This window comes from Thermococcus kodakarensis KOD1, from assembly GCF_000009965.1.
Classification (GTDB): Archaea; Methanobacteriota_B; Thermococci; order Thermococcales; family Thermococcaceae; genus Thermococcus; species Thermococcus kodakarensis.
In genome coordinates this window covers 1565465-1591054 of the sequence record NC_006624.1, presented here as the reverse complement: position 1 = coordinate 1591054, position 25590 = coordinate 1565465, and the positions used below count along the sequence as shown (strand labels likewise).

The window sequence follows — 25590 nt, the reverse complement described above, 5'->3', positions numbered from 1 at the left end:
CTATCCATCCTTTGGGTTCATCATGCGCCCCATGAAGAGTATTGTTCCAGTCTCTCTGTCGTAGATGAAGAAGATGAACGGGTGGTCGGCCTTGAAGATTTTTGGTTCTTTCTCCTGCATAGGGGCGTTCATCGTTAGCGTAACTGCCGTCGCCGCGGCCGCCTCGGTTCCGTTTTCGGCCACGCTGATGAAGCTCTTGTGGACGACATCCTCTATCGCTAGGTTTTCCCCGTTGGAGATTCCAGAGAAATCCGGCACCAGAAATGCTCTTTTCATTCCCATGTCCATGAGAACGTCCCTGAGCTTGTACGAAGCCTCGAACCTGAACTTCGGGAGGGCAACTTTCACCTTTTCCTCGCGCATGTTTTTCAGGATGTTCTCTATGGAGCCAGCGCTCAGGTTGCCTTCCACCTTTTCGAACTTCCCTTCTTTGGGCAGGATTATCAGCATGCCCAGCCTTTCACCCTCGTAGGGAAGTTCGAGGGCCTGAAGATCGTCGTTTTCAAAATAAGGGAATTCTCCAGTCTGGTGCATCATAGGGACGATAACTGTCCCGTTGGGAGCGTGGAAGGTTTCGTTTCTCGTGTCGCTTGCCCTGAATCTGCTCGACCAGTTTGCCTTAAAGTAAACCGCGTTCGTTATCACGAGCCTTGTCAGGGGACTTAAGCCCGATACGATGTCCTTTATCCTGCCGTTCGTCTGTTCCTCAACCCACTCATTTATTTCCCTCGCCGCTTCCGCGGGATTGCCCTGAAAGTCTACTTCCTTTGCCTCCCCGAGGTAGAACTCCTTCACAATTCCCAGATACTCCTCCCGTAGGGAATATCCCCTCTGAACCCAGAGTGCATTGACGCTCCTGAGGATGAAAGGCGAGCCTTCGGGACTTTTCAGGGAAAGTAGAAGATACCTAAAACCTGTCCACCTCGCATCATCGTCTTCAGGAAGATGTAGGACCCTCTTCATTTCTTCTGCGGTCTTTCCTCTTGCTCCCTCATATGCCATGGCAAGGGCCGTCTCGATGCTGAAGGGCGAGAAGAAGACGTTGTTATTGTTCCCTGCCAGCTCTTTGTATAGGTCAAATGTGAAGGAGTTGATCGCGTTAACCACAGGCTTTTCCTGCCCCTCTTTCAGGACGTCGTACTTTGTTGTGGGTAAGGTGGAGTAAGAGTCCGATGGATGTGATGTTGATGGGTTATTTGTGGGCCTGGGATTCTCCATCTGACCGAGGCATCCCCCAATGAAAACGAGAAGAACTGTAACAAGCAGAACTGTACGCCTCATGCGATCACCAAGATTACTATGGGTTGGGAGTATAAATACATCTCGATTGTTTCAACCGCGGTTAAAGTTGAAGGAAAAGAACATCAGAGAAGCGCCAGCGCTGCCATGACTTTCGCGTCTTCCACCATGTTGTCTATTTTGGCGTACTCGTTGGGCTGGTGGGCGGTCTCGTCGAGCGTAGCCCAGACCACCGCAGGAACCCCAAGCTTCCTGAAGAAGGCCGCAAAGGTTCCACCGCCGATTCCTCCAACCTTGGCCTCCTTTCCGCGGAGCTTTTTGATGGCTTCCTTCAGGAGAACAACTATCTCGCTGTTCGGATCCGTTGGAGCTGGAGCGTCGAGCCTCTGGAGGATTTCAACGTCTATCTCGGGCAGAACTTTGCCTTCTATCTCCCTCTTGTGCCTTTCTTTAACCTCGTCGGCGAGGGCCTTAACGTCGTTGAGAATGTCATCGAGGCTGTAATCCGGCAGAACCCTGCAGTCGAAGACGACCTCGTGTTCTCCTGGAGCTATGTTTGGAGAATCGGCTGGATTCTGGACCATCGTTGGCTCAAAGGTGCTCTCCGGAGGCTCAAACAGCTCGTCTTTTTTGTTGTACTTCTCGTGGAGGAGCTTGTCGAGGTGGTAAGCTAAGTCAAGGGCGACGCGGTGGGCGTTAAGGCCTTTGTCAGGCATACTTGCGTGAACCTGCTTTCCCCTAACCTTCAGCTTGAACCAGAGGATACTCTTCTCAGCTACCTCAATGAATGTTCCGTCCTCGTTTCCACCGTCCGGGACTAAGACTAGGTCGTCCTTTCTGAAAAGCTCTGGATGGTTCTTTATCAGCCACTCAACGCCGTAGTGGCTTCCAGTCTCTTCATCGCTGACGAAGGCGAGGATTACAGTCCTCTTCGGCCTGATTCCAAGGTTCATCATGGCTCTGACCGCGTAGAGGGAAGCGACGAGGCTCTGTCCGTTGTCCTCTGATCCTCTTCCGTAGACCTTTCCGTCCTTGACGACGGGCTTGAACGGCTCGGTCACCGTCCACTTGCTCAGGTCTCCGGGTGGGACAACGTCGAGGTGAGTCAGAATCCAGAGGCGCGGGCTTTTTTCGCCCTCTTCTCCGTAGTAGTAAGCTAGAATGCTCGGCCTAACGCCGTTCTTTGCCCTCTCATCGGGGGCCTCGTAAACCTCGACCCTGTCAAAGGGCCAGTCCTTTATTATCTCGAGGAGCTTCTGGGCCTTGTCGTACTCTCCCTCGCCACCGTAGTCGGGGCTTATGGCCGGGATTTTGATGAGTTCTATAAGGGTGTTTACCATCTCATCCCGGAGCCTGTCGATCTCCAGAGAGACTTTTTCAAGAACTTCGCTCATGGTAATCACCATTTTCGATTTCTTCATTGGGCTTAATAAACGTAATCAGATACCTTTTGTGGAGGTTGAGCAGGAAAACAAGGAGACGCTCGTAGAGGGGTTCGACTTCGTCCCCAAAGCGGGTCTTGAGGGCCTTTCCGATTTCCCTGACCGTTCTCCGCCCGTCGCAGAGCTCCCATATGTACGCACCCACTTCGTCGAGTTCTATTCTTCGGTAATCCCCATGGAGTTTTCTCGCGAGAAAGTCAAGCATCGAGTCCATGGGGATGAGGAGGTAATATTTTCCGTCAATCTTCCTCAGCTTGATCTTCTCGTTTCTTACTGGAATTAAATTCAGGTACTCCTCCATGGTTATTCCTCCGGGTGCAAAATTAAATCAAAGAAGTGGAAAAGAGAAATCACTTCTTCTTGCCCATCATGTAGAGCCAGATAACAATTCCGGCTAGGAGGAGGACTCCAAGGACGTTGCTGGTGAACCCGACGCTCGGCGCTACGTTGGCAACGATGAGGGCCGCGAAGATAATGCCCATTAGGGCCTCACCGGCTATTAGTCCTGCCGCACCGAGGACTCCAGCGTCGGTCATGTCCTCTCCACCGTTGCCCTTGGCTTTGCTGGCGAAGTGCCTTATCAGACCGCCTATGAATATTGGGACACCAAGGCTGAGCGGCAGGTAGATACCGACCGCAACGGGCATGACGGGAGTCCTGAACTTTGCCTTCTTCATTGCGAGTATCTCATCAACGATTATGAGGGCTATTGCAATGCCTGCACCTATGTAGACCATCTTCCACTCCAGGTTTCCGGTGAAGACACCCTCGGTGACCTTGGCCATGAGGAAGGCTTGGGGTGCCGCGAGGGCGTTTTCTTTGGCTGTTGGTGTTCCGGCTATTCCGTAGGCCTCTATGAGGAGGTTGAGCACGGGAGCCATAACGAGGGCCGCGGCAAACGTTCCAATGATTTCAAAGACCTGCTGTCTCTTCGGCGTCGCTCCAACGAGGTAACCTGTTGCGAGATCCTGCATCGTGTCGCCTGCTATGGCAGCTGCGGTACAGATAACCGCCGCGACGAGGATCGTGGCCACCATGCCCTCAGTTCCGGAGAGGCCAAGGGCTTTTAGCACAAGGGCCGTGAAGAGAAGGCTCATTATGGTGATTCCTGAAACTGGATTGTTTGATGACCCGACGACACCCGCGAGGTAGCCAGCTATCGCGCTTCCAAGGAAGCCGACGATAAGGAGTATCACGGCCATAACTGCGGCAATTCCGATTGAGCCTATGATGTGGTAGTAGAGCAGGAACAGCGGTATTGCAAAGGCTGCTATAAGGATAAGGACGTAGTTGAGCGGAAGGTCTTCTTCAGTTCTAAGAACTGCCTCTCCAGCCTGCCTTCTCTTTGCAGCCTCAAGACCCGCCTTGATGCCCCTGGTTATCGGCCCCCTGAGCTTGATGAGGCTCCACAGGCCGCCGACGACCATCGCACCGACACCCATGTAGCGGATCTTGGTACTCCATATCGTCCAGGCAAGGTCGAGGGCACTCATGTCGGTTGAGCCCATCTGGCCTGCATAGAGGGGTATCGCTATGAACCATGCTATTGCACCACCGAGGAATACCAGGAACGCTATGTTGAGACCAACAATGTAACCGACGGCAACGAGGGCCGCGGAGAGGTCGCTTCCGAAGTAGTAGACGCGGGAACCTATCATCTTGGCGGTCTCAACTGTTCCGCTCCACAGGCCCGTCTGGCCCAGGAGCTTGTAGATGCCGCCGAAGATTCCACCGTAGAATATCGGTTTGGCGTGGCTTCCACCCTTATCGCCAGCTATAAGAACTTCGGCACAGGCGGTACCTTCTGGATAGGGGAGCTTCTCCTCGACTATAAAAGCCCTTCTCAGTACGACCGTGAAGAGTGCACCGAGGGAGCCACCGAGCGCTGCTATGATTGTCACGATGTAGTATGGGAACGTGGTGTAGTACTCGAGAACTACTAGGGCAGGGAAGGTGAATATGACTCCAGCAGCGAGCGATTCGCCTGCGGAGGCCGCCGTCTGAACCATGTTGTTCTCAAGGATGTTCCTGTCCTTGAAAGCCAAGAGTATCGCCATTGAGATAACCGCTGCGGGAATGCTTGCACTGACGGTCATTCCTGCGTACATTCCGAGGTAGGCGTTGGCAGCACCCATCACTATCGATAGAAGGACGCCCAGAACAAACGCCTTTACGGTATATTCAGGCAGGGATTTCTCTGGGGGAATATATGGTTTGAACTCCATGGGTTGCACCCCCTGTAGTAAATGGCATATCACTTTGTACTCCGGTTTATAAAAACGTTTTGTATTGTCAGATGTTTTCTGGTTTGACGTCGAACTTGTGTTGCAGTGGCGGGTTCCCCCATTGCGGGCTGATGGACGTGACTGTAGGCAATGTCTTATATACCCCCTAGGCGATACTCTTACGTCTGCAAAAGAACTGGGAGGTGTCCCTTTGATAGAGATTACGTTCCTCGGGAGCGGAGGGGGGAGGTTCATCACCATAACCCAGTTCCGCTCCACGGGAGGATTCCACATAGCGGCCAGCAGGAACATCTACGTTGACCCAGGGCCAGGAGCACTGGTCAGGAGCTGGCGCTACAAGCTCGACCCCAGGAAGCTGGATGCAATCTTCGTCTCCCACAGGCACGTCGACCACTGCAACGACCTTGAGGTCATGGTCGAGGCAATGACCGGCGGAGCGCTGAAGAAGAGGGGTGTTTTGATAGCATCGAAGAGCGTTGTCTATGGCGACGAGGAACACACGCCGGCGATAAGCCAGTATCACATAAACGTCCTTGAGAGCGTGCACATCCCAGAGCCGGGAAGCAAGATTTCAATCGGAGACGAGGAGTTACTGATAACCCCGAGCAAGCACTCCGACCCAACAACAATAGGCTTCAGGATGAGGACGTCCCTCGGTGATATCTCCTACATTCCAGACACGGCGTACTTCGACGACCTCGTCCGCTGGCATGATGGGGCTAGGGTTCTGATAGCGGCAATAACGAGACCTAGGGACATGGGCATTCCTTACCACCTGAGCACTGACGACGCCGTTGAGATGCTCAAGAGCATGGAGAAAAAGCCGGAAGTCCTCGTGATGAGCCACATCGGGATGAAGATGCACTTCGCCAACCCCTACAAGGAGGCAAAGTACATCGAGAACGTAACCGGCGTAAAGACGTACGTCGCCAAGGAAGGCTTCAGGATAACTGTTAACAAAAAGGAAATAGCGGTAAGGACCCTGAGGCCGGCGAGGTTCGTCTGAGTCTTTATTTCTTTTCGGCTTCCTTTACAATCCTAGAAACTGTTGAATAAGCCATCTCGAACAGCTCGTCCCTTCTCTTCTCGGTTGGAGCCTCAGCCACGACCCTTATCTTGGGCTCGGTTCCGCTCGGCCTTATCAGTATCCACGAGCCGTCGTTCAGGGCAATCCTGAAGCCCGAGATAGTTAGCACTTCCTTTATCTCGCTGGAGAGCTTTCTCTCGACCTCTTCGGCGGCCCTTCTAACGACCTCGGCCTTGTATTCGTCGGGACAGAGGACGTTAGCCTTTTTCAGGTAGTAGGTTGGAATCTCCTTGACGAGCTCGCTCAGCGGGCCGTTCTCGTCTATGAGCTTTATGAGGAGACCCATCGTTACGAACGGGTCTATCCATGGTCCGAACTTCGGGTGGACGAGCTTCCAGGGCTCAGCGGCGAAGATGGCTTTATATCGCTTTATGCCGTCGTGGGGCTGTCCGAGCGGAATCCTCACGACCCTTCCGCCTGCCCTTTCAACTACCGCGTCTATCCTTGAGCCCGTGTCTATTGACACAACTACAGTCCCGCCGCCGTGCTCCTCAACGTAGAGCTTGGCGAAGAGCGCTATAACGGTGTCCTCGTCAACGTAGTTCCCCTTCTCGTCGAAGACGGCTATTCTATCAGCGTCCCCGTCCTGGGCTATCGCGAGGTCAACGCCCAGCTCCCTCACCAGCTTTCCGAGGTAGGCTATGTTCTCATATCTCGGCTCCGGCTTCCTGCCCGGGAAGTGGCCATCCACGTGGGCGTTGACGCTGAGGACCTTCGCCCCCATCTCTCGCAGGAGGTAGGGGGCGACGAGGCTTCCGGCGCCATTGGCACCGTCGTAGAGGACTTTAAGGTTCGTTTCATGGCCAACAAAGTCCAGAACCGCGTTTATGTAGTCAGGGATAACCTCCACATTCCTAACGGGCTTTATCTCGTCCCACCTTGCCTTTCTGAAGTTCCCGGAGAAGATTATCTCCTCAAGCCCCCTCTCCTGCTCGACGTAGAACTCCGTCCCATCGCCGTTGAAGACCTTTACCCCGTTGTCCGTGGGAGGGTTGTGGCTGGCCGTTATCATAACCCCAGCATCCGCGAGCTTCCTCGTTCCCCACGCTAGTGCGGGAGTGGGAATCAAGTCCGCGTCGAGGACTTCCATCCCAGTGCTCAGAAGACCAGAGATCATGGCGTTTTTCAGCATTACACTAGAAGTCCTTCCGTCCCTCCCGACGAGGGCCTTCCCGCTCTTGTAGGTCCCGACTGCCATTCCAACCTTCATGGCGAGCTCTGGCGTAACTTTCTCCCAGAGGGTTCCACGTATCCCCGCTGTTCCAAAGAGCCTCATACCACCACCGTAGGGAGTTGAGACGAACCTTAAATATCTTTCACGTATATGGCCAGGCCTCGGTAGTTGATGAGCCGCATGGTTTTCGGCATGACGTCCCCGGCGAGCGGGAGAATATAGACGGGAACACCCAGCTTTTTTCCAAGTTCCAGGATGGACCTCACTATCTCAGGAGTGGGTCGGACTGAGTATAGGGCTTTAACCCCGCGGTAGAGTTCTAGGTTCGGGCTGAAGAGGTCGTCCCGAACGGCGTTGATCCCGAGCTCCCCGGCCTTCTCAACCGAGGCGGGATTCCAGTCAACGGCAAGAACGTCGTAGCCAAGCTCCTTTAACCTTAGAGCCACTTTGAACTGAAAGCCTATTCCGAGCTCTACGACTTTTCCCTTCGGAACCCTGGATGCTATAAAATCCGCGAAGTCCTCGATTGGCATGGAGAAAAATGGGAGAAGAGGTTTAAAAACCTTCAGAAGACGGCCTTCCCGCTTCCCTTCTCGAAGACGTGGGCCTTCCTCATGTCGAAGACGACGTCAACTTCCTGGCCTTCCTGAACCCTTGACTCGGCAGGGAACTTGCCGAGGAAGGTAACGTCACCAATGCTCAGGTGTACTATCTTCTCTCCACCGAGGTTCTCAATGATCTCCACGAGTGCTCTGGCCATGTTTTCCCCTGGGATCTTGACCTGGGCGAAGAGGGCGTCGTAGATGTCCTCGGGCCTTATGCCGAAGATGACCTCCCTGCCGACGAGGTTCTTCTCCCGGAGCACTTCGAACTGATCTGGGAGGAATTTCAGCCTGAACTCGCCGAAGTCTGCAAAGCCGTCCTCTGTAACGGTGGCGTCCATGAAGTTCATCGGCGGGCTTCCAATGAAGCCTGCAACGAATGTGTTCGCAGGCCTGTCGTAGACCTCCTCAGGCGTTCCTACCTGCTGGAGCTGGCCCTGGTTGATGACGGCGACCCTGTCTCCCATCGTCATTGCCTCGACCTGGTCGTGTGTGACGTAGATGGTGGTGACGCCGAGTTGCCTCTGGAGCCTCTTGAGTTCGGCACGCATCTTCACCCTCAGCTTGGCGTCGAGGTTCGAGAGCGGCTCGTCCATGAGGAAGACCTGCGGCTTTCTCACGATGGCCCTTCCAAGGGCGACACGCTGTCTCTGTCCACCTGAAAGCTCCCTTGGCTTTCTGTTGAGGAGCTCCGTGAGGCCGAGCATCTCAGCGACTTCCCTGACGCGTCTGTCGATCTCGTCCTTTGGAACCTTCCTCAGCTTGAGTGGGAATGCTATGTTGTCGTAGACGGTCATGTGCGGATAGAGAGCGTAGCTCTGGAAGACCATGGCAATGTCCCTGTCCTTGGGCGGGACAAAGATACCTTTCTCGGGGTCGGCGACGAGCTTGTCTCCTATGTATATCTGGCCCTTCGTCGGCTCTTCCAAGCCAGCTATCATTCTCAGAGTAGTGGTTTTTCCACAGCCGCTCGGACCGAGGAGTATCATGAACTCGCCGTCCTTTATGTGGAGGTTCATATCCTTAACGGCCGTGAAGTCGCCAAACTGCTTCCAGACGTTGATGAGCTTTACTTCCGCCATTTTATCACCCCCAAATAAAATTGGAAAGGGATCAGCGCCTCCTCCTGAGGAGGAGCGGTACTACTGCGAGACCGACGAGGAACGCCGGGCCGCAGATTCCGCCACCCTCTTCACCACCGCCGGTGCCTGGGGAGGTGCTGGTAGTGGTGGATCCGCTGCCACTTCCGCCTCCTCCTGGGGATGTGGTTGTAGTAGTCGTGGTGGTTTGTGGCTGTCTCGGTGGTGCTTGTAGTGGTGGTCTCGGTGCTGCTCGTCGTCGTTGTGGTCGTCTTTGTGGGGGTCTCGGTCTCGGTGGGCTTCTCTCCGCCGGTGCCCTCGACGAGAGGTATCATAACTACGGTCGCTAGTTTTCCGTTTTCTGTGTCGTAGCTTTTGAGCTGCTCTTCTTGGGTTGGCTTGAAGCCCTCTGGGACGAGCATGTCGTAAACTCTCGGCGCGACACCGGCAATGACTGCCTGTGGGTCGGCGCCACCGCCCTTCCACTGCTCCGCCTCAACGGCAACTGGTCTCCACTTGTCCGGACCATAGCCGTCCTGCGAACCTACGAGGACGCTGGCGTAGAGTCCGTAGTCAGAGACTCCTGGGAAGTACTTCTTCGGGAGCTTCACAACTATTGAGTTCTTGGTTGGATCGGCTGAAATCTGCATCTCGCCCTGTATGGCAGTGCCGTTCGGGAGGACGATCAAGTTGCCGTAGTCCCAGCCAGCGATCCTGAGGGCTACATCCCAGGGGTGGAACGGGTCGAGATTCACGTTGCTTCCTGGCCCATCCGGGAACATCTTTATTGCGCTGCTGTTTCCTCCCTCCTTGAAGTCAAGGTAAACCTCGATTATCTGGAGGCTGAAGCCGTTTGGACCGTTCCACGGGTTGCCGCCGAGATCCTTGAAGTAGAACTCCATGACGTAGCTGTCGGCCTGTTCGAGCATCCTGAAGCGGAGGAGGTCGAAGACACCTGGCTTGAAGACCGAGTCAGTTGGGTAGGTGTAGGTTCCAGGCCCGTGGTCATCTCCTTCAGGGTCAGCGATGTCAGCAATGACTGCACCCTTGACCTGGACGGGGAGCTTGAGCTCGACCGGTGAGCTTATTACCTCCAGCTCACCGTTCTCGTTTACGGTTGATACCGCGAAGTAGAAGTCGCTCGGATTGGAGAGGTAGTCGAATGGAACGACGACTTCAACTCCGGCGTCGGTCTTTTTGGCCGTAACGTCTCCAACTTTCTCGCTTGTCTCGTAGTCCTTGGCCTTGTAAACTTCGGCCTTCCCGTCCTTATAGACCACGTGGGTCGTTATCAGCATGCCAACGCTGTCCTTTGAGAGTGGGAAGAGCGAGTACCTCAGCTCGGTCGGCCTCTTCTGGAGGATTGTGAACGTGTTGCCGATCCTCTCGTCCGGGCTGGAGAGGCTGACCTCGAACTCGTTCAGATCGCCTTTAACAAGGAAGTGGATGCCGTCGCCCTCGAAGTAGACCTCAACTCCCTTAGCGAGGGCTGACTCGCTTGAGTACTCCTTCTTATCTCCCTCTCCAAGGCCGTCGAGCGCCCTCGTAATGTATGGCTGGCCGTCAGGGAAGTAGTTTCCGTAGAGGTAGCTCGGGGGCTCGACTCCCGCCAGCTTGTAGATCTCGTAGAGGTAGGTCTTCAGGTAGCGGTCGAAGGTGTAGTCCTGGCCGCTGTCCTGGTCGTTGCCGTACCACCAGAACCAGTCGCTCGCCTCTGCCCTGAGGAGGTACTCGTAGGCCTTGTTCCAGGCGTCCTGGCTCATCTTATCTTTGTTTTCCATGAGGGCCTTTCTTGCCTGATAGAGCCAGTACCAGCCGTAGTTCTCCTGGGGCTCGCCTATCCAGGTGGAGAGCGTTCCGTCAATCCAGCTTGACTCGGGCCACTGCATCTCTTCCTGGACTCCAACCATGTCGTAGAGCTCTCCGAGGCTCTTGGCCTTGAGAAGTGCATTCACCTTGTCCTCAGTAGTGAAGTCGAGGCGCTCCATCATCTTCGGAGTGAGCTCCTTCGCCTTGTCGCCGTAGAGCTTGATGTACTCGCTTGGGGTGAGCGTCTTTATCAGTCCAGCGTTCTGGAGCTCGGTGAGCTTCTTGTAGAGCTCCTCGAGGAATAGCTTGCCGTCGTACGGATAGTGCTCCCAGGGGTTCTCACCGTCGAGAGTGACAACGTAGACGAGAGAGCCGTCGTAGTTCTGCTTCTGGAGCTTTAGCAGCTCGTTCACGAAGTCCTGAACCGCCTGGTACTGGTTCATTCCACTGTAGGTAAAGCCAACGCGGTCGCTGAGGGCGTGGTCACGGGGGAACAGGTAGATCTTCTTTCCGTTGAACTCGGCCACCCAGGGCTTGTGGTAGTTCTCGATCGTCTTCTCTACGCCGAGCCTGTCGAGGACGAGCTGGTCGGTCATAACCCACTGCCAGCCGTTCTCCGCTAGGATTTCAAGGGTCTTGTCGTTGAGGGCTGACTCGGCCGCCCAGCCTCCCTGGGGAGTAACCCTTCCGTCTCCGAGGTACTTCTTGTAGAGCTCATGGGACTTCTTGACGTGAGCGTCAAAGTCGCTCTCCCATCCGAAGTCGTTGAGTATCGGCCCTATCGGGTGGGCGTAGGGGACGACGGTGACCTCAACGTTCCCGTTGCCGAGGAGGTAGTTGATCTTCTCGTGCTCCTCGAATGTGTGGTTGAGAAGCCAGAGCTGAGCGTTGAGGACGGTCTTAACGTCGTCCCTCGTGTAGCCACCTTCGTCAACCTTCTCGTAGAGGGCCTTGAGCTCGGGGGTGTTCATTATGTAGTCGTAGTCTATCCAGGCGAGGTTGAAGAGGACGGCCAGGTCGATGTAGTCCTGCTCGGTGAACTCGTTTGTTACAGCAACCTTCTGCTCCTCCAGCGGAAGGTTGGCGTACTTGGCCTTAGCGTTCATCATCTTGTTCTTAAGCTCTGTGTACCTGTCCCAGAAGTCCCTTATCGGGTTCCCGTTCTGGTCAGTTACGGGTTCACCGTTCCAGGGTATAGTGTGGTCGAAGAACCCTCCAGGAGCCTGGAGCATGAACCACTTGTCTTCGACGGTCAGGGGCTCCCCGTTGGCTATTTTCTCGGTGATTATCTGGTGTGTGTCTTTCTTCCCGTTCATATAATCAGCGAGCTGGGCTATGAGTGAACCCGAAAGGTCGATTGCAACGTGCACATCGGGATATTCGCTTAGGTAGTGGGCCATCTTCCAGTAGTTGTTGGCAGCGTGGAGCCTGACCCATGGCCTCGTGTAGACATCTTGGATCGGGTCGTAGTAGTAGGGCTGGTGCTGGTGCCAGACTATTATGACGTTCAGCGGCTTTGGTTCTTCCGCCAGCGCGAACTTGGCGTTCGCTCCTATTATACTTCCAAGCACCAAAATGGTAAGGAAAAGGGAAACCAGCTTCTTCATCTTATCACCTCACTCTTTAAGGCCTCCAACAGTGAGGCCGCTCCTTATGTAGTTCTGGGCGAGGATAAACATCACGAACACGGGCAGGGCGAACAGCAGCGCCGCAGCAGCGAAGTAGCTCCAGTCAATTCCCCTGCCGATTCCACCCAGGAGTGAGTATATCCACACCGCCAGCGGCTGGCTTTCCTGACCCAGGAGGAGGCTTGCCAGGATGAACTCCGTCCATCCGCCGATGAACGCAAAGACTGCCACCGTCGCTATTCCCGGGAGTGCCATTGGAAGGAGCACGTGCCTGATTATCTGGAAGTAGTTTGCACCGTCAACGAGTGCTGCTTCGTCGAAGTCGGGGCTTATCGAGTCTATGTATCCCTTGAGGAGCCACGTATTGAAGGGCACGCTTCCTGCGGCGTAGATGAAGGCCAGCACCGGAAGCTTGCCGTAGAGGCCGAGCTTGACGAGCATTCCGTAGAGGGCTATAAGTCCCGCTATCCCGAGACCGCCCGAGACCTGCGTGAACATCAGGTAGAAGTAGAGTATGTGCTCCCTGCCGAAGAACTGGAGCCTTGAAAAGGCGTAGGCCGCCGGGACGACGAAGATCAGTGCCAGTACTACCGTAAGGGTCGCCAGGATGAGGCTGTTCTTCAGGTACTTGAAGAAGTTGGAGTTCACGAACTTGCCCAGGGCAGTGAATTCTGCTTTTCCGGTGTCCCTCGCTCTAATGTACCCGTCCATCTGTCCGCTGACCTTTACTCCGTTAATCGTCCCCTCTGTGAGTGTGACGTTCCTGACTATTCCAAAGCCTATAGTTCCGTCGTCGTTGATCCTCGTCAGGATTATCGTGCCTTTAACATTTCCACTGAAGTCCCCACTGCCGGAGCCGCCGTTGACGGTGAAAGTTGCCCTGGAAACTGGAATCTCAAACTTCAAGCCCGTGAAAGGCCCGTATTTTACAGTTCCGATTAAGGTGCCGTCTGTTACGTAGAGCTTGCCGTTCTGAATTGTTCCCTTTCCGGTTATCCTTCCTTCAAAGTCCTCCATCAACCTGTCGCCGGAGAATCCAAAGAGGACTTCTCTGTACGAATCCAGGGTGACCTGCTTTGGTATGAGCTCCAGCTCGGTCGTTGCGAGCGTTGATTTTGGGCTTATCGAGACTGTGAAGATGTAGTACACTGGGAAGAGGATTATGAACATTATGAAGATAGCCAGCAACGTCAGGACGAAGCTCTTGAGCATCTCGGATCTCTTACGGCCCATCATCCCCTGGCACCCTCCTGGAGTCTGGTTATCCTAACGTTCACGTACATGTAGACCGCCAGGATGAGCGTGGCTATCACCATTATCGCCGCGGCCCTGCCGTAGTGCGGACTGGCGCCGAATGCCTTCCTGAAGCCGTAGAGCAGAAGGAACCTGTCCTCGAAGAGGCCCGCGTTGTAGATGTACGGCACCATGAAGTACTGGAAGCTCGCGGCGCTCGTGAGTATGGTCGCGAAGGCTATCGGCTTTCCAACTATTGGGACGACGACGTTCCAAATTCTCTGCCAGTAGTTTGCTCCGTCTATGATGGCCGCCTCGATTAACGTGTCCGGAACTGACTGGAGTGCGGCGGTTATTACGGTCATCATAAACGGATAGGCCAGCCAGACCTCGATTATGTTGAGGGCCACGAAGCCCCAGGTTGGGTTGTTCACCCAGTCGGGCCCGGTAATGCCGATTGATTTGAGCACAAGGTTAATCGGGCCAAAAACGGGATCAAACATGAACTTCCACACGGTTACCGAGAAGAGGAGCGGCAGCGCCCAGGGGATTATGAGGAGCGACCTGTAGATGGCCTTGCCCTTGACGTACTTGCTGTTGTAGAGCAGGCTGAGGAATAGGCCTGCGAGGGCCTTCAGTGTGACGCTCGTGAATACGAATATCCACGTCCACTTGAAGGCGTTGATGAACTTGTCGTCAGAGAGTGCCCACTTGAAGTTTTCTAGGCCTACGAAATGCATGGGTTCAACTGCGCTCTGGGGGTTGTAGATGGGGAAGTTTCCAAGCTGGGCGTTCGTGAACGCTAAATAAATCGAGTAGACTATCGGCCAGAGATTGAAGAACAGGAACGCGGCCATTCCGGGCAGTATGAGCATCAGTGCAGCAGCGGTCGTCTTCTTCATTTCAGCACCTCCATAAGGTAATAAAAAGAGAAAGCGGCTCAGCTTGAGCCCATGTCCTGGAGTATTTTCTCCTGGTACTTCTTGAGGATGGCCTCAAAGTCGGCGTGGGCCGGATCCTGGAGTATCTCGGTTATTGCACCGTCAACGCCGCCCCAGACCGCGCCCATCTTCGGGCTCTTGGGCATCAGGTAAGCGTGCTGAACCGCCTGACCGAAGCCGTAAATGACCGGGTCAGCCTTGATGTCTGGATCCTCAAGCACTGGCTTGAGGACTGGAATGTAACCGAGCTGGAGTGAGAGCTCCTTGATGACCTCTGGAGTTGTTGTGAACCACTTGACGAACTTCCAGGCGGCGTCCTTGTTCTTCAGGCCTGCCGCAAAGTAGATGTCCTTCACACCACCGTAGGGCCTCGGCCAGTACTCCTTGCCGTCCTTGGTGATCGGCGGGAGTGGAACAACACCGAAGTCAATGCCAGCCTTTTTAACGTCGTTAATGCTCCACGGGCCGTTAACCATCATCGGCGCCCTGCCCTCAAGGAAGATGCTCTGCTGGGTGTTGTAGTCGGCAGTCGGGGCCATGTACGGCCATATCTGGGTGAAGAAGAACTTGAAACCCTCTATGGTCTCGGGCTTGTCAAGGCCAGGCTGCTCTGTGGCATCGTCGAAGTAGTATCCTCCGAAGGCTTGGGCGATGCCTGAGATGAAGTAGGCGTTGATTGGCCAGGCGATTCCGTATTTTTCGTTGTCTGGGTCGTAGTACTTCTCCATGATGGCTTTCATTTCGTCGAAGGTCTTTGGCGGCTCGCTGACCATGGCCTTGTTGTAGATTATTGCTACGGTCTCAGCCGCGAAGGGCATTGCGTAGTAGTGCCCCTTGTACTGCATAGCGTCAACGGCCATCGGGGCGAAGTCCTTCAGGATGTCGTCGGTAATGTAATCGTCGATTGGCTCGAGAAGGCCTGCGTCGGCGAACTTTCCAATCCAGTCATGGGCCCAGATGAAGAGGTCTGGGCCTTGTCCGCTCGGGATGGCTGCCTTGAGGGCGTCTTCGAGGTTAGGCTTCTGCTCGAAGGTTATTTCAACGTTCGGGCATTCGGCCATGTACTCTTCTGCTATGCTCTGGAAGACCTCAAGCTCGTTCGGCTGCATATTGTGCCAGATAACAACCTTGCCGCTTCCGCACTCAACAGTAGGAGCGGTGGTGGTCTCGGTGGGTGAGGTAGTAGTGGTCTCGGTCGGGGAAGTGGTCTCTGTTGGAGACGAGGTCGTCTGACTCTGGCTGGTGCTTGGGGTAGTCGTCGTTTCCCCACCGCCTATGCAGCCGCTGGCCACGACACCCAGGAACAGAACCCCCACAAGGAGGAGGGCAAAGATGCCTTTTCTCATTGTTTATCACCTAGTTATCTCGTTGCATTTGAGTATCATCGTGGGTGATATATATACCTTGCGCTTCCTGGCTCATTCCTGCAGGTCTGAACCGATGTGTACATTCATGCTGTCTTTCACTCTGATGATTGAAGAGAAAGCGGGGATTTTTATCTGTTCGTTGCTCCCGTTAGAAGGCACTGGGGTCTCTACATCGTTCCAGGAACAGTTTATTCCGACCAAAACCCGCTCAGATCCAGCTTTTCTTTCATACACGAACCATTTCTCTCCAGCCCCGATGACCCTGAAGCTCCCCACCTGAAGCGACTTCAGAGAGCGCCTCAGTTCTATCAGCTTCATGGTCTGCCGGAGTATCTGGAAATCCCACTTTTCCTCATCCCAGGACATCGGTGTCCTCCCTGCCGACATACCTTCGCCTGAACCCCTTAGGCCGATTTCGTCGCCGTAAAAGATAGCCGGAATGCCCTTGTACGTCATCAAAAACGTGAGGGCACAGAGATACCTCTCCTTGCCGGCCAGGTCTATGAACCTCTCCGTGTCGTGGTTGTCGAGGAAGTTGTAGGTGAAGTACTCCGCCGGGCCGAGGTGCGCACTCAGTAGCTCAATCCCGTTGATGAACTCGGTAGCGCCGATTTCTCCAAAGGCAAAGAACCTTAGAAGGAGGTCGTATAGGGGATAGTTCATGACACCGTGGAAGACACCGAAGAGGTAGAGCCTCGGGTCGTCCATAACTTCACCGAACAGGTATGCATCGTCCGGAAGCCCTTCTCGAACTTCCCTCCAGAACCCTGGTGGAACGCCGTGGGCAACGTCGAGCCTCCAGCCGTCCGCCCCCTTCTCAAGCCAGTAGTTCATAACCCTTGCAACGAACTCCCTGACTTTCGGGCTGTCGTGGTTGAGCCTCGGCATTACCCAGACGGAAAAGAAGGACTCGTAGTTCCAGCCCATCTTCTTGAGCGTCTGATACTTTTCCATCGGCGGAAGGTCCGATTTGAGAACTCTTATGAACTCCTCTGAAACGACAGGGAACCCCTTAACGCGGTAGAAGTCGGCGTATTCGCTTTCTTCTCCTCTCTCCACAACGTCCCTGAAGAAGGGGTGGAAAAAGCTGGTGTGGTGGAAAACGCCGTCGAGTACAAGCTTGATGTCCCTGCTTTTAAGGGCCTTCACGAGCTCCCGAAACGCTTCTTCCCCACCAAGCCTCTCCGCGACTCTGAGGTAGTCGGTTATGTCATAGCCGTGGTACGTCATGGATTCGAAGATTGGCGTTAAATAGAGGGCGTTGACGCCGAGTTCCTCAAGGTGGTCGATCTTTTCAACGATGCCCCAGAGATCGCCACCGTAGTATTCCCAGCTGAGAAAAGGGGGTTCATGATCCCTGCCTTTGGCAAACCTGTCGGGCATTATCTGGTAAAAGACTCTATCGAGAATCCACGAGGGAGCGTCAAGCCTGAATGGTGCCGCCTCAAATGGGCCGAGGGTTAGGCTTTTTCCCTCTTTGAGGAAGACCTCGAAGGAGTATCTCAGTTTTTCGGTTTCCTGTAAAACCGCCTCGTAGTACTCAAAAACTTCCCCATCTGCCTTCTTCCGCATTTTAACGTGCGTATCGTCTGTCACCAAATAAGCTGCATCCACTTTGCCCTTTTTACTCCTCAAGAGGACGTGAGTCCTGTCCCCAAAGGAATAGAGATAGAGAAGGGCGGGCCTGTGAAAAACCATATCATTGCCCGCTATTTTAGCCAAGCTCACTTCCCTCTCGAACTTGTATGAAGGCCTCCGATAGAGCTCCTTCTCTGGATTCTCGGGGTCAAGAAGGAACTCCCCGCCAGCGGAGAAGGCGTACCTCCAGAGGCCCTCCGGGAGCTTGATTTCGATTATCCACCTCTTATCCTCGTGCTTCATCCTGAAGGAGCCCTCGTTGAAGGCGTTAAAGTTACCCAGAAGGTATGCGTAGTCCCACCTTCCGGCGTCTGGAAGGGAGAACTCGACCCTCGCCACTCTGCCGTGGATGAAGTTTTCTTCAAACCCGAAAACCTTATACACTCATACCACCTTGTATCACTGGTGATGATTAAACTGATGCCAGTGAACTTAAATGTCTTTGGGGGTTAAGCCATGAGGGAAGACGAGATAATTGAAAAGCTCCAGAGGCTCGGCCTCACCAAGTACGAGAGCCTTGCCTACATAACTCTCCTCAAGCTCGGGCCAAGCAAGGCAACCGACATAACGAAGGAGAGCGGGATTCCGCACACGAGAGTTTATGACGTTCTAAGCTCCCTCCACAGGAAGGGCTTCGTTGATGTCATGCAGGGCACTCCGAGGCTCTATAAGCCAGTGAACCCTGAAGTCGTGCTTGAAAGGATTAAGGAGGAACTCATCGAGGACATTGAGGCCCTCAAAAAGGCTTTCCTCGACCTCTACCGTGAGGCTCACGGTGAGGAACTCCCGGAGATTTGGACGATACAGGGCTTTGACAACACGCTTGAGAGGGCCGAGCACGTCATAAGGACTGCAAAGCACGAGGTTCTGATAAACACGCCCTTCGAGTTTCTGAAGCTCCTCCAGGGCGAGATAAAGAACCGCAAGGACGTAATCTTCGTAATCATAAGCAACTTCGGAGACGAGATACCGAACTGGCTCAAGGGCGACAACATAATCCTCGCCAGAAGCGGCGGAGCACCCTGGCTCATGGCGAGCTGGATAATCGGCGACATCGACTACGCCCTCTTCTTCGGTGCCCTGCCCAAGGACAGGAGGAGGGAGAAGTTCTACTCCTTCTGGGCAAAAAGCCCGAGGATAATCCAGAACTATATGCACTGGTTCTACACGATATACTTCGACAACAGCGAGGTAATAAAGCCCCTCGCCTACGAGAGGCTCCAGAAGCCGGTCTCGCTGGTAAACATCAGAACCCTGATAACCGTTCTCAAGTTTGCAGGCCTCCCGAGAAAAGCCGAGATAGTCGGGAAGCTCATAGACACCAAGGAGCCCGTGACCCTGGATGGGGAAATCGTTGACTACGAGTACACGCCCCTTACGGCAAACGTTACCTTCAAGTACAACGGCAAGCAGCTGAAGGTCGGCGGCATAGGCAGCTACTTTGAGGACGTCGAGGGGGAGAAGTTCATCCTCCTTGAGTGACCCATCATTTTTAATTTCTAAACTTCAACCTATGGCTGGTGAAGAAAAATGAGAATTCTAATGCTCGGTTTCGAGTATCTTCCAGTAAAGGTCGGTGGTCTCGCTGAGGCCCTAACGAGCATTGGGGAGGGCCTCGCTGGGCTTGGAAACGAGGTCGTGGTCTTCACGCCAGACCACGGAAGGAAGCTCGGCGAAGAGCTTGCTTCTTTCAGGGTTCTCCTTGAGGGTAGGGAAGTTGAAGTGAAAGTCAGAAAGCGGGAACAGAACGGCGTAATCGTTTATTCCCTCGGTGGGAGTTACCTGGATTTGGATGTTTATCCGGGCTGGGAAGATTTGCTCAAGAAGGCCGTCCTCTTCGGGAAGGCCAGCGCAGGGCTCATGAACATCCTCATCGGCGAGTTCAAGCCCGATGTAGTCCATGCCCACGACTGGCACACCGTCTTTGCCCTGGGCCTTCTGAAGAAGTACTTCGGGGTTAGGGCGGTTTTCACAGTCCACAGGCTCAACAGGGCAAAAGTCCCCGCAAGCTACTTCCACGAGGCCAACCTCGGCGAGCTGGCGCCGTTCCCCGACCTCGACCCCGAACACACAGCTGGCTACATAGCGGATGCGGTAACTACCGTCAGCAGGAGCTACCTGTGGGAGGAGTGGAGCTTTTTTAAAAACTTCGACGGCAAGGTAACCCACGTCTTCAACGGTATTGACTGCTCCTACTGGAACGAGGAGTTCCTTGAGGGCAAGGATTTGCCGAGGGAGGAGAGAAGGAAGAGAATCCTCCAGCGCTTCGGACTCTCTGATGGAAAGGCGTTCATGTTCATAGGGCGCTTCGACAGGGCCCAGAAGGGAGTTGACACTCTCCTTCGGGCAATCGAGCTTCTATCAACCGACCCAGCATTTAAAAGCCTTCGCTTCTTGATAGTGGGCAAAGGCGATCCAGGGCTTGAAAGCTGGGCCAGAGAAACCGAGCGGCGCTTCCCGGAGAACGTGAAAGTGATAACCGAGCTCCTGTCGAGGGAGACTGTTAGGGAGCTCTACGGTTCGGTTGACTTCGTGGTAATCCCGTCCTACTTTGAGCCCTTTGGTCTCGTCCAGCTCGAGGCGATGTGCCTGGGTGCAATTCCGATAGGCAGTGCAGTGGGGGGCATCAAAGACACAGTCATTGACCTCGACGCCGACCCAGAGAGGGCGACGGGGCTTCTCGTTCCGCCGAGGGATGCATTTGCCCTCGCGAGGACGATAATCCGTGCATCTGAACTCGATGAGGAAACCCTGAAGAGGCTCAGGGAGAACGGGAAGAGGAGGGCAAGAGAGGACTTCACGTGGGAGAAGGCCTGCAGGAGGTACTTGAGGGTATATCAGAACGCTGTGGACAAGGCTATTCCCTTCCTCCGCTAGCGCCACCCGTACTCGGCTAAGAACTTCCTCTTTAATCTTTTTATCGTCCCCGAAACGCCTAAAGTTCTGAAGATGACCTTTGAGCCGTTTATCTCTGTGAGCATGGTCAGTGCAAAGCGGAGCTCTTCAACGTGCTTCCTGTCAACCCTAACTATTCCAGTCTGGCTTTTCTCGTCGAACTTGATGAACCATGGCTTTGCCCTCGCCGAGCCGAGGTACCCCAGGGCGGAGAGGCTGGCCTCCCAGACCGCTTTCTTTATTTCGTCCTTCTTGAAGGGCCTCTCCCCAATAACCTGGAACGCTATGTATCTGTTCTTGTCCCTGAGCGTCGGCGGCAGGTACTTCGGCTTCTCCCTCATCCCAACACCTTCACGGATTTGTCCACCAACCTTTTTAAGCCCTCCTCCTACCTGGGCTTGCGAGGTGAGATGGTTGGTCTGGGAGACGCCTTACTTTTCATACGCTGTGAGAGAGCTCCCCAAGGGCTGTCAGCTCTGCGTTAGGGGTGAGAAGCTCGTCCTCTTCACCACAGGTGTCTGTCCGAGGGACTGCTTCTACTGCCCTCTGAGCCCCTGGAGAAGGGGGGACGTTGTCTACGCCAACGAGAGACCTGTTAAGAATGTTGATGACGTCATTGAGGAAGCGAGAATTCAGGAAGCCAAAGGTGCTGGAATTACGGGAGGAGACCCTCTGGCGAGGCTTGAGAGGACGGTCGAGTACATAAGAACGCTGAAGGAGAACTTTGGGAAGGACTTCCACATCCACCTCTACACCACTGGAGCGCTCGCAACCGAAAAGGCCCTCTCGAAGCTCTACGATGCCGGACTGGACGAAATAAGGTTCCACCCAGATTTATTCAACCCAAACTCAAAGCTCTTCAAGGTCGAGATAGAGAACATACGGAAGGCCTTCGACTTTGACTGGGACGTTGGAGGGGAGATTCCCTCGATTCCAGGACAGCTTGACAGAATGAAGTGGTACGCGGAGTTTTTAGACAAGCACGGCGCTAAGTTCCTGAACGTGAACGAGCTCGAGTTCAGCGAGATGACGCTTAAAACGCTCCTTGACATGGGCTTCCAGCCAGTCAGCGACGAGAGCTCCGCCATAAAGGGCTCGCTCGAGCTTGGCCTTGAATTCCTGGAGTGGGGTGAGGAGAACACCTCCCTGAGCTACCACCTCTGCACGGCGAAGCTGAAGGATGCAGTCCAGCTGAAGAACAGGCTGAGGAGGATGGCGAGGAACGTGGCAAGGCCCTACATGGAGGTAACGGAAGAGGGAACGCTCCGCTTCGGCATAGCGGAATACGACGACCTTGACGAGCTCTACGAGTTCCTCGTTGAGGAAGCGGAGGTTCCAAGTGAGTGGCTCCACATCAACCGCGAGAAGGGCAGGATAGAGATGCCTGAAGAGGTCGCCGTTGAGCTTGCCGATGCGGTAGAAGGCGATGTGAAGTTCTTCATCGTGGAAGAATACCCGACGTGGGACAGACTTGAGGTGGAAAGGATTCCGCTTCCTTAGCTGTTTCTCCAATTTCATTATGGACAAAAGAGGAGAAGAGAGGGGTCAAACTGGAACTGCAACTGCCACCTGAGCCGTGCTGGCAACCGGCTGGAATGCCTTCATGAACCTCAGGAAGGCGTGGCTGAAGGCCCAATCGGGGTCGCTGGTTCCCCTGTGGATTGGTGAGACCTCTCCTGTCGGCCCTGGGTGATCTCTGTCAACGCTCCAGAAGGCAAGGGAGCGTATCTTGTGCTGAATTGCCCAGTCGACGAGCTTTTCGGCATCCTGGAGCGAGAAGACGCTCTTGTCGTCGTTGGTTCCTATCATCGGAGTCAGGCCGATCATGCCCCATATTTCGTCGTCGCTCTTGTCAGGATAGATCTGCTTGAGCTGGTTAAAGACGTGTTCGGCCACGCTTATGGCGTTGTCGGCGTTTGCTGGCGTCCAGTAGTAGTCCATCGTCATCGGATTGACCCTGTCGACAATGACCCCCTTCTTTGCCATGGTCTCTATTATTCCGTATCCGCCCGCGAGACCTATTCCCGGGTCGCTCGGGAGTGTGAAGCTGAACCTGACGTTCGGCCTCTCCCTCTGGACGATCAGGAGAGCATCCGCAAGTTTGTCGGCGTCTACACCAGATTCGATGTCAAAATCGAGGTATGTGGCGTTGTAGGTGTCTATGACCTGAATGTACCACTGGGCGAGCTGTTCTGGAGTTTTTGCCTGCTGGCAGAGGTAGGGGCCAACTGCGCCCCCGAAGGCTATAATAACGTCTCCCCCAGCTTCCCTGAGCCCTTTTACCTCATCAACGAAGGCATCCAAGGGAATGCTTCCAGCCCAGGCCGGCCCGTTGTAGACTGAACTGTAGAGGACGAAGGCGAGTGTGAAGTACGGTGTTCCCGTGAGGTTGTAGTACTCAACGAGCGGCTTGTGTATGCCGAGGCTCATGTCGATGTATGGGGCGAAGAAGTGCTCGGGAAGACCTGGGCCTGCTGGAACGTACGGGCCCGTCTCGTTTCCTGGGCTGGGATTTGGATTGGTTTCGTTGCCCGGTGATGGATTCGGATTGGTCTGGTTGTCGGATGGAGTACTCTCGTTGCCCGGGGCTGATGCGGTTTCTGGCCAGACGTCCCAGAGCTGATCGTTTACGTAGAGGTACATGGCCTCAACGGGCTCGCTGCCAGTGGCGATGAAGCCGAAGGTTGCCGTCGGTCCCTTGTTCCAGCTTACGGGAGTGAAGACTACGTAACCACCTTCCTCGGCCTTGTTAGCGCTCCAGACGCTTGAGACGGCTGATCCGTCCTTGAGCTTGACTTTAACGACCCAGTCGTAAGTTCCACCGAGGTTCAGGGTTACATCGTACTCCGTGCTTCCCCAGTCCTGGATTTTAACGCTGAATGCATCCGGCTTGACTAGATCTCCCGTGGACGGAGTTGTCTGGTTCTCTGAGGGTGCGGTCTCGTTTCCGGGGGAGGGTGTGGGAGTCGTCTCGTTGCCAGGTGACGGGCTTGGGACTGTCTGGTTTTCCTCCGGTTGTTGGGTGTTTGAGGGCCAGGCATCCCAGAGCTGGCCGTCTACGTAGAGGTAAATCGCTTCAACGGACTCGCTTCCAGTGGCGATGAATCCGAACGTTGCCGTCGGCCCCCTGTTCCAGCTCACCGGCGTGAAGACGACGTAACCGCCTTCCTCGGCCTTGTTCGCGCTCCAGAAGCTCGATACGCTTGAACCGTCCTTGAGTTTGACCTTGACGACCCAGTCATAGGTTCCACCGAGGTTGAGGGTGACATCGTATTCAGTGTTGCCCCAGTCGGTTACCTTGACGCTCAAAGAACCCGGCTTGACAAAATCCCCGGTGGATGGAGTCGTCTGGTTGTCCGAGGGTGTGGTCTCGTTTCCAGGTGACGGGTTTGGATTGGTTTCATTTCCCTGTGATGGGTTTGGATTGGTCTGATTGTCCTCAGGGGTTGTCTCGTTGCTCGGCGGCAGTGGCGTCGGCTCTGGAACGGTTATGTTGCTCGGGATGTTCGAGCCGATGTAGTAGGTGTCCGGAATCCACGCCGGCGGCTTCTCGCCGAGGTGCTGGAGAACAGTATCGAGAAGCGGGTGGTCGTTGGTCCCGGGCTTCCTGTCAGCTGTGATCTCCCATATCATCACTCCGCCGAGGCCGTTCTTCAGCATGTAGTCAACCTTTATCCCGATCGCCCTGGGATCGTCGAAGGTTATGAATATCCTCTTGCTCGGGGAGTAGAGCCAGGCCACCTGGGCTATCGGATCCCAGTGGTACTCGTACTCGCTGCTCTGGTTCTTCTCGGCAACGTCCCAGTAGTCCATAACTCCGTAGGTCTCGTAGGCCGGTCCCCAGGTTCCAGCTGGGGTGCCGCTGAAGGGCTGGTAGAGGCCGTTGTTCTCGGGCGGGACGTTGGCAAAGCTCCTGCTGTAGAAGGGCAGGCCGACGGTTATCTTGGTCTTATCGGGAACGTGCTGGATGTACCACTGGACGGTGTAGTTGACGCAGAAGTGGTACTTGACGTTCTCATCGGTGTATGGCGCGTTTGGATCGCAGTAGAGCGGGGCAAGGTGGCCGGTTATGGTCTCCCAGGCGCCGTGGTAGTCGTAGGTCATGATGTTGATTGAATCGAGGTACTTGCTCGCCTCCACCCAATCTATCCTGCCAGCCTTAACCGGATCGGCCGGCGTTGCGGCCGTTAGGAGGTAGTCCTTGTGGTCCTCTTTTGCGGCCTTGTCGAGGGCCTCCCTCAAATCCTTGAGGAGAAGAACGAAGTTCTTACCGTCGTCGGGACTCTCGTAGTTGCCCGCCATACCTCCGCCGCCCGGGTACTCCCAGTCGATATCAATTCCGTCGAGGTTGTACTTTCTGAGGATCTCTATGGCAGTCTCGGCGAAGCGCTGTCTCTTGGCCGGGTCTGCGGCGACCACCGAGAAGTACTTGCTGAGAGTCCATCCGCCGACTGAGATGAGAACCTTGACGGCTGGATACTTCCTTTTGTACTCCTTCATGGCCTCGAGGTTGAGAGGATCAGCGTAGGTATCGTAGAAGGCAACGGTTCCATCCTCCTTGAGGTCGAGGAAGGCGTAGTTGACGTGGGTAACCTTCTCCCAGGGGATGTCGCTCACGTAGAACTTCCTCGCGTACCTTCCCCAGGAGATGTAGTAGACTATGACCCTGTAAGGTTCGAGGGGAGTCGTTATGGCGAGGACGTTCGAGGGACTTCCCCTGCTTCCATCGGCGAGAACCGGGACGACCCCGTAGTAGTAGGTTGTGTTTGCCTTCAGGTGATACTGGTCGAGGTAGCTTGTGGTTGGGACAACATCCCCTACGAGCTCCCAGGAGTCGTCGCTTCCTGGAACGCTCTGGGTCCAGTACTTAACGCGCCATATCTTCCCGTTGTACTCAACGACATCGCCCTGGTTGTATGTCTTCCCTGGCTCATATTTCGGATAGCTGCTCCAGTTAACGACCACCAGCAGGTTGTTCGGTGAGAACAGGTTGGAGGGATCCGTGCTCCTGTACACCTCGTACGCCTTGGCGCTGCTGTACGGGCTCCAAGTCAGGTTCACAACGTCCCATGCTATAGCGCTCCCGCTCAGGCTTACGCTCTCCGCCGCTGAAGCCCAGGGGAAAGTGCCCACCTGGACCAGGGACAGCAGGAGCACTGCGGTCAAAACTATTGAAGTCCAAATCTTCTTCACACACAACACCCCTTGAG

At 54.8% G+C, this 25590-nt stretch carries 17 protein-coding genes and 1 pseudogene; 4 read left to right on the top strand and 14 right to left on the bottom strand.

Annotation, left to right across the window (positions count from 1 at the left end; genetic code table 11):
- From TK_RS08920 to TK_RS08905, 4 genes are all read right to left on the bottom strand, one after another.
- Nucleotides 1-1281 carry a serpin family protein gene (locus TK_RS08920; RefSeq protein ID WP_011250733.1) on the bottom strand — a complete coding sequence of 427 codons (1281 nt, stop codon included), beginning with the start codon at nucleotides 1279-1281 and terminating at the stop codon, nucleotides 1-3.
- An 83-nt stretch (nucleotides 1282-1364) separates the two neighbouring features.
- A complete protein-coding gene (locus TK_RS08915; protein ID WP_011250732.1) occupies nucleotides 1365-2633 on the bottom strand; it encodes a M20 family metallo-hydrolase in 1269 nt (422 codons plus the stop codon).
- Nucleotides 2617-2982 (bottom strand): PqqD family protein, encoded by a 366-nt coding sequence (locus tag TK_RS08910; protein ID WP_011250731.1) that lies wholly within the window; start codon nucleotides 2980-2982, stop codon nucleotides 2617-2619. Before TK_RS08910 ends, TK_RS08915 begins: the two co-directional genes overlap by 17 nt.
- Nucleotides 2983-3031: 49 nt before the next feature.
- A complete protein-coding gene (locus tag TK_RS08905) occupies nucleotides 3032-4906 on the bottom strand; it encodes an OPT family oligopeptide transporter (protein ID WP_011250730.1) in 1875 nt (624 codons plus the stop codon).
- A gap of 211 nt (nucleotides 4907-5117) precedes the next feature.
- On the opposite strand from TK_RS08905, the gene TK_RS08900 reads away from it, so the two are divergent.
- Nucleotides 5118-5933, top strand: a complete 816-nt coding sequence (locus TK_RS08900) for an MBL fold metallo-hydrolase (RefSeq protein WP_011250729.1) — start codon at nucleotides 5118-5120, stop codon at nucleotides 5931-5933.
- A gap of 4 nt (nucleotides 5934-5937) precedes the next feature.
- On the opposite strand, the gene glmM is transcribed toward TK_RS08900, so the two are convergent.
- From glmM to TK_RS08860, 8 genes and pseudogenes are all read right to left on the bottom strand, one after another.
- Nucleotides 5938-7290, bottom strand: coding sequence for a phosphoglucosamine mutase (gene glmM, locus TK_RS08895; protein WP_011250728.1), 1353 nt, complete (start codon nucleotides 7288-7290; stop codon nucleotides 5938-5940).
- Between the two features lie 29 nt (nucleotides 7291-7319).
- Nucleotides 7320-7721 carry a UPF0146 family protein gene (locus TK_RS08890; RefSeq protein ID WP_011250727.1) on the bottom strand — a complete coding sequence of 134 codons (402 nt, stop codon included), beginning with the start codon at nucleotides 7719-7721 and terminating at the stop codon, nucleotides 7320-7322.
- A gap of 32 nt (nucleotides 7722-7753) precedes the next feature.
- On the bottom strand, nucleotides 7754-8872 hold the full coding sequence (locus tag TK_RS08885; RefSeq protein ID WP_011250726.1) for an ABC transporter ATP-binding protein: 1119 nt from the start codon (nucleotides 8870-8872) through the stop codon (nucleotides 7754-7756).
- 31 nt (nucleotides 8873-8903) lie between these two features.
- A pseudogene (locus tag TK_RS08880) lies at nucleotides 8904-12285 on the bottom strand (glucodextranase DOMON-like domain-containing protein).
- Nucleotides 12286-12294: 9 nt separating this feature from the next.
- Nucleotides 12295-13542 carry an ABC transporter permease subunit gene (locus TK_RS08875; protein ID WP_048053749.1) on the bottom strand — a complete coding sequence of 416 codons (1248 nt, stop codon included), beginning with the start codon at nucleotides 13540-13542 and terminating at the stop codon, nucleotides 12295-12297.
- On the bottom strand, nucleotides 13539-14441 hold the full coding sequence (locus TK_RS08870; protein WP_011250723.1) for a carbohydrate ABC transporter permease: 903 nt from the start codon (nucleotides 14439-14441) through the stop codon (nucleotides 13539-13541). The genes TK_RS08875 and TK_RS08870 overlap by 4 nt, the downstream gene beginning before the upstream one ends.
- A 38-nt stretch (nucleotides 14442-14479) precedes the next feature.
- Nucleotides 14480-15826 (bottom strand): extracellular solute-binding protein, encoded by a 1347-nt coding sequence (locus tag TK_RS08865; protein WP_011250722.1) that lies wholly within the window; start codon nucleotides 15824-15826, stop codon nucleotides 14480-14482.
- A 72-nt stretch (nucleotides 15827-15898) separates the two neighbouring features.
- Nucleotides 15899-17869, bottom strand: a complete 1971-nt coding sequence (locus TK_RS08860; protein ID WP_011250721.1) for an alpha amylase N-terminal ig-like domain-containing protein — start codon at nucleotides 17867-17869, stop codon at nucleotides 15899-15901.
- 72 nt (nucleotides 17870-17941) lie between these two features.
- Between TK_RS08860 and trmBL1 the strand changes: the two genes are divergently transcribed.
- Nucleotides 17942-18967 carry an HTH-type sugar sensing transcriptional regulator TrmBL1 gene (gene trmBL1, locus TK_RS08855; protein ID WP_011250720.1) on the top strand — a complete coding sequence of 342 codons (1026 nt, stop codon included), beginning with the start codon at nucleotides 17942-17944 and terminating at the stop codon, nucleotides 18965-18967.
- Nucleotides 18968-19015: 48 nt separating this feature from the next.
- On the top strand, nucleotides 19016-20362 hold the full coding sequence (locus tag TK_RS08850) for a glycogen synthase (RefSeq protein WP_011250719.1): 1347 nt from the start codon (nucleotides 19016-19018) through the stop codon (nucleotides 20360-20362).
- Here the strand turns inward: TK_RS08850 and TK_RS08845 are convergent.
- The gene (locus TK_RS08845) at nucleotides 20359-20721 is read right to left on the bottom strand and encodes a ribonuclease P protein component 2 (protein WP_011250718.1); all 363 of its coding nucleotides are present in this window, start codon (nucleotides 20719-20721) and stop codon (nucleotides 20359-20361) included. The two genes, TK_RS08850 and TK_RS08845, sit on opposite strands and share 4 nt — an antisense overlap.
- A gap of 73 nt (nucleotides 20722-20794) precedes the next feature.
- On the opposite strand from TK_RS08845, the gene TK_RS08840 reads away from it, so the two are divergent.
- Nucleotides 20795-21880 (top strand): radical SAM protein, encoded by a 1086-nt coding sequence (locus TK_RS08840; protein WP_011250717.1) that lies wholly within the window; start codon nucleotides 20795-20797, stop codon nucleotides 21878-21880.
- Nucleotides 21881-21925: 45 nt separating this feature from the next.
- Here TK_RS08840 and TK_RS11940 read toward each other — a convergent pair whose 3' ends face one another.
- Nucleotides 21926-25573: a glycosyl hydrolase family 18 protein gene (locus TK_RS11940; RefSeq protein ID WP_011250716.1), complete on the bottom strand. Its 3648-nt coding sequence runs from the start codon at nucleotides 25571-25573 to the stop codon at nucleotides 21926-21928.
- Between the last annotated feature and the right edge of the window lie 17 nt (nucleotides 25574-25590).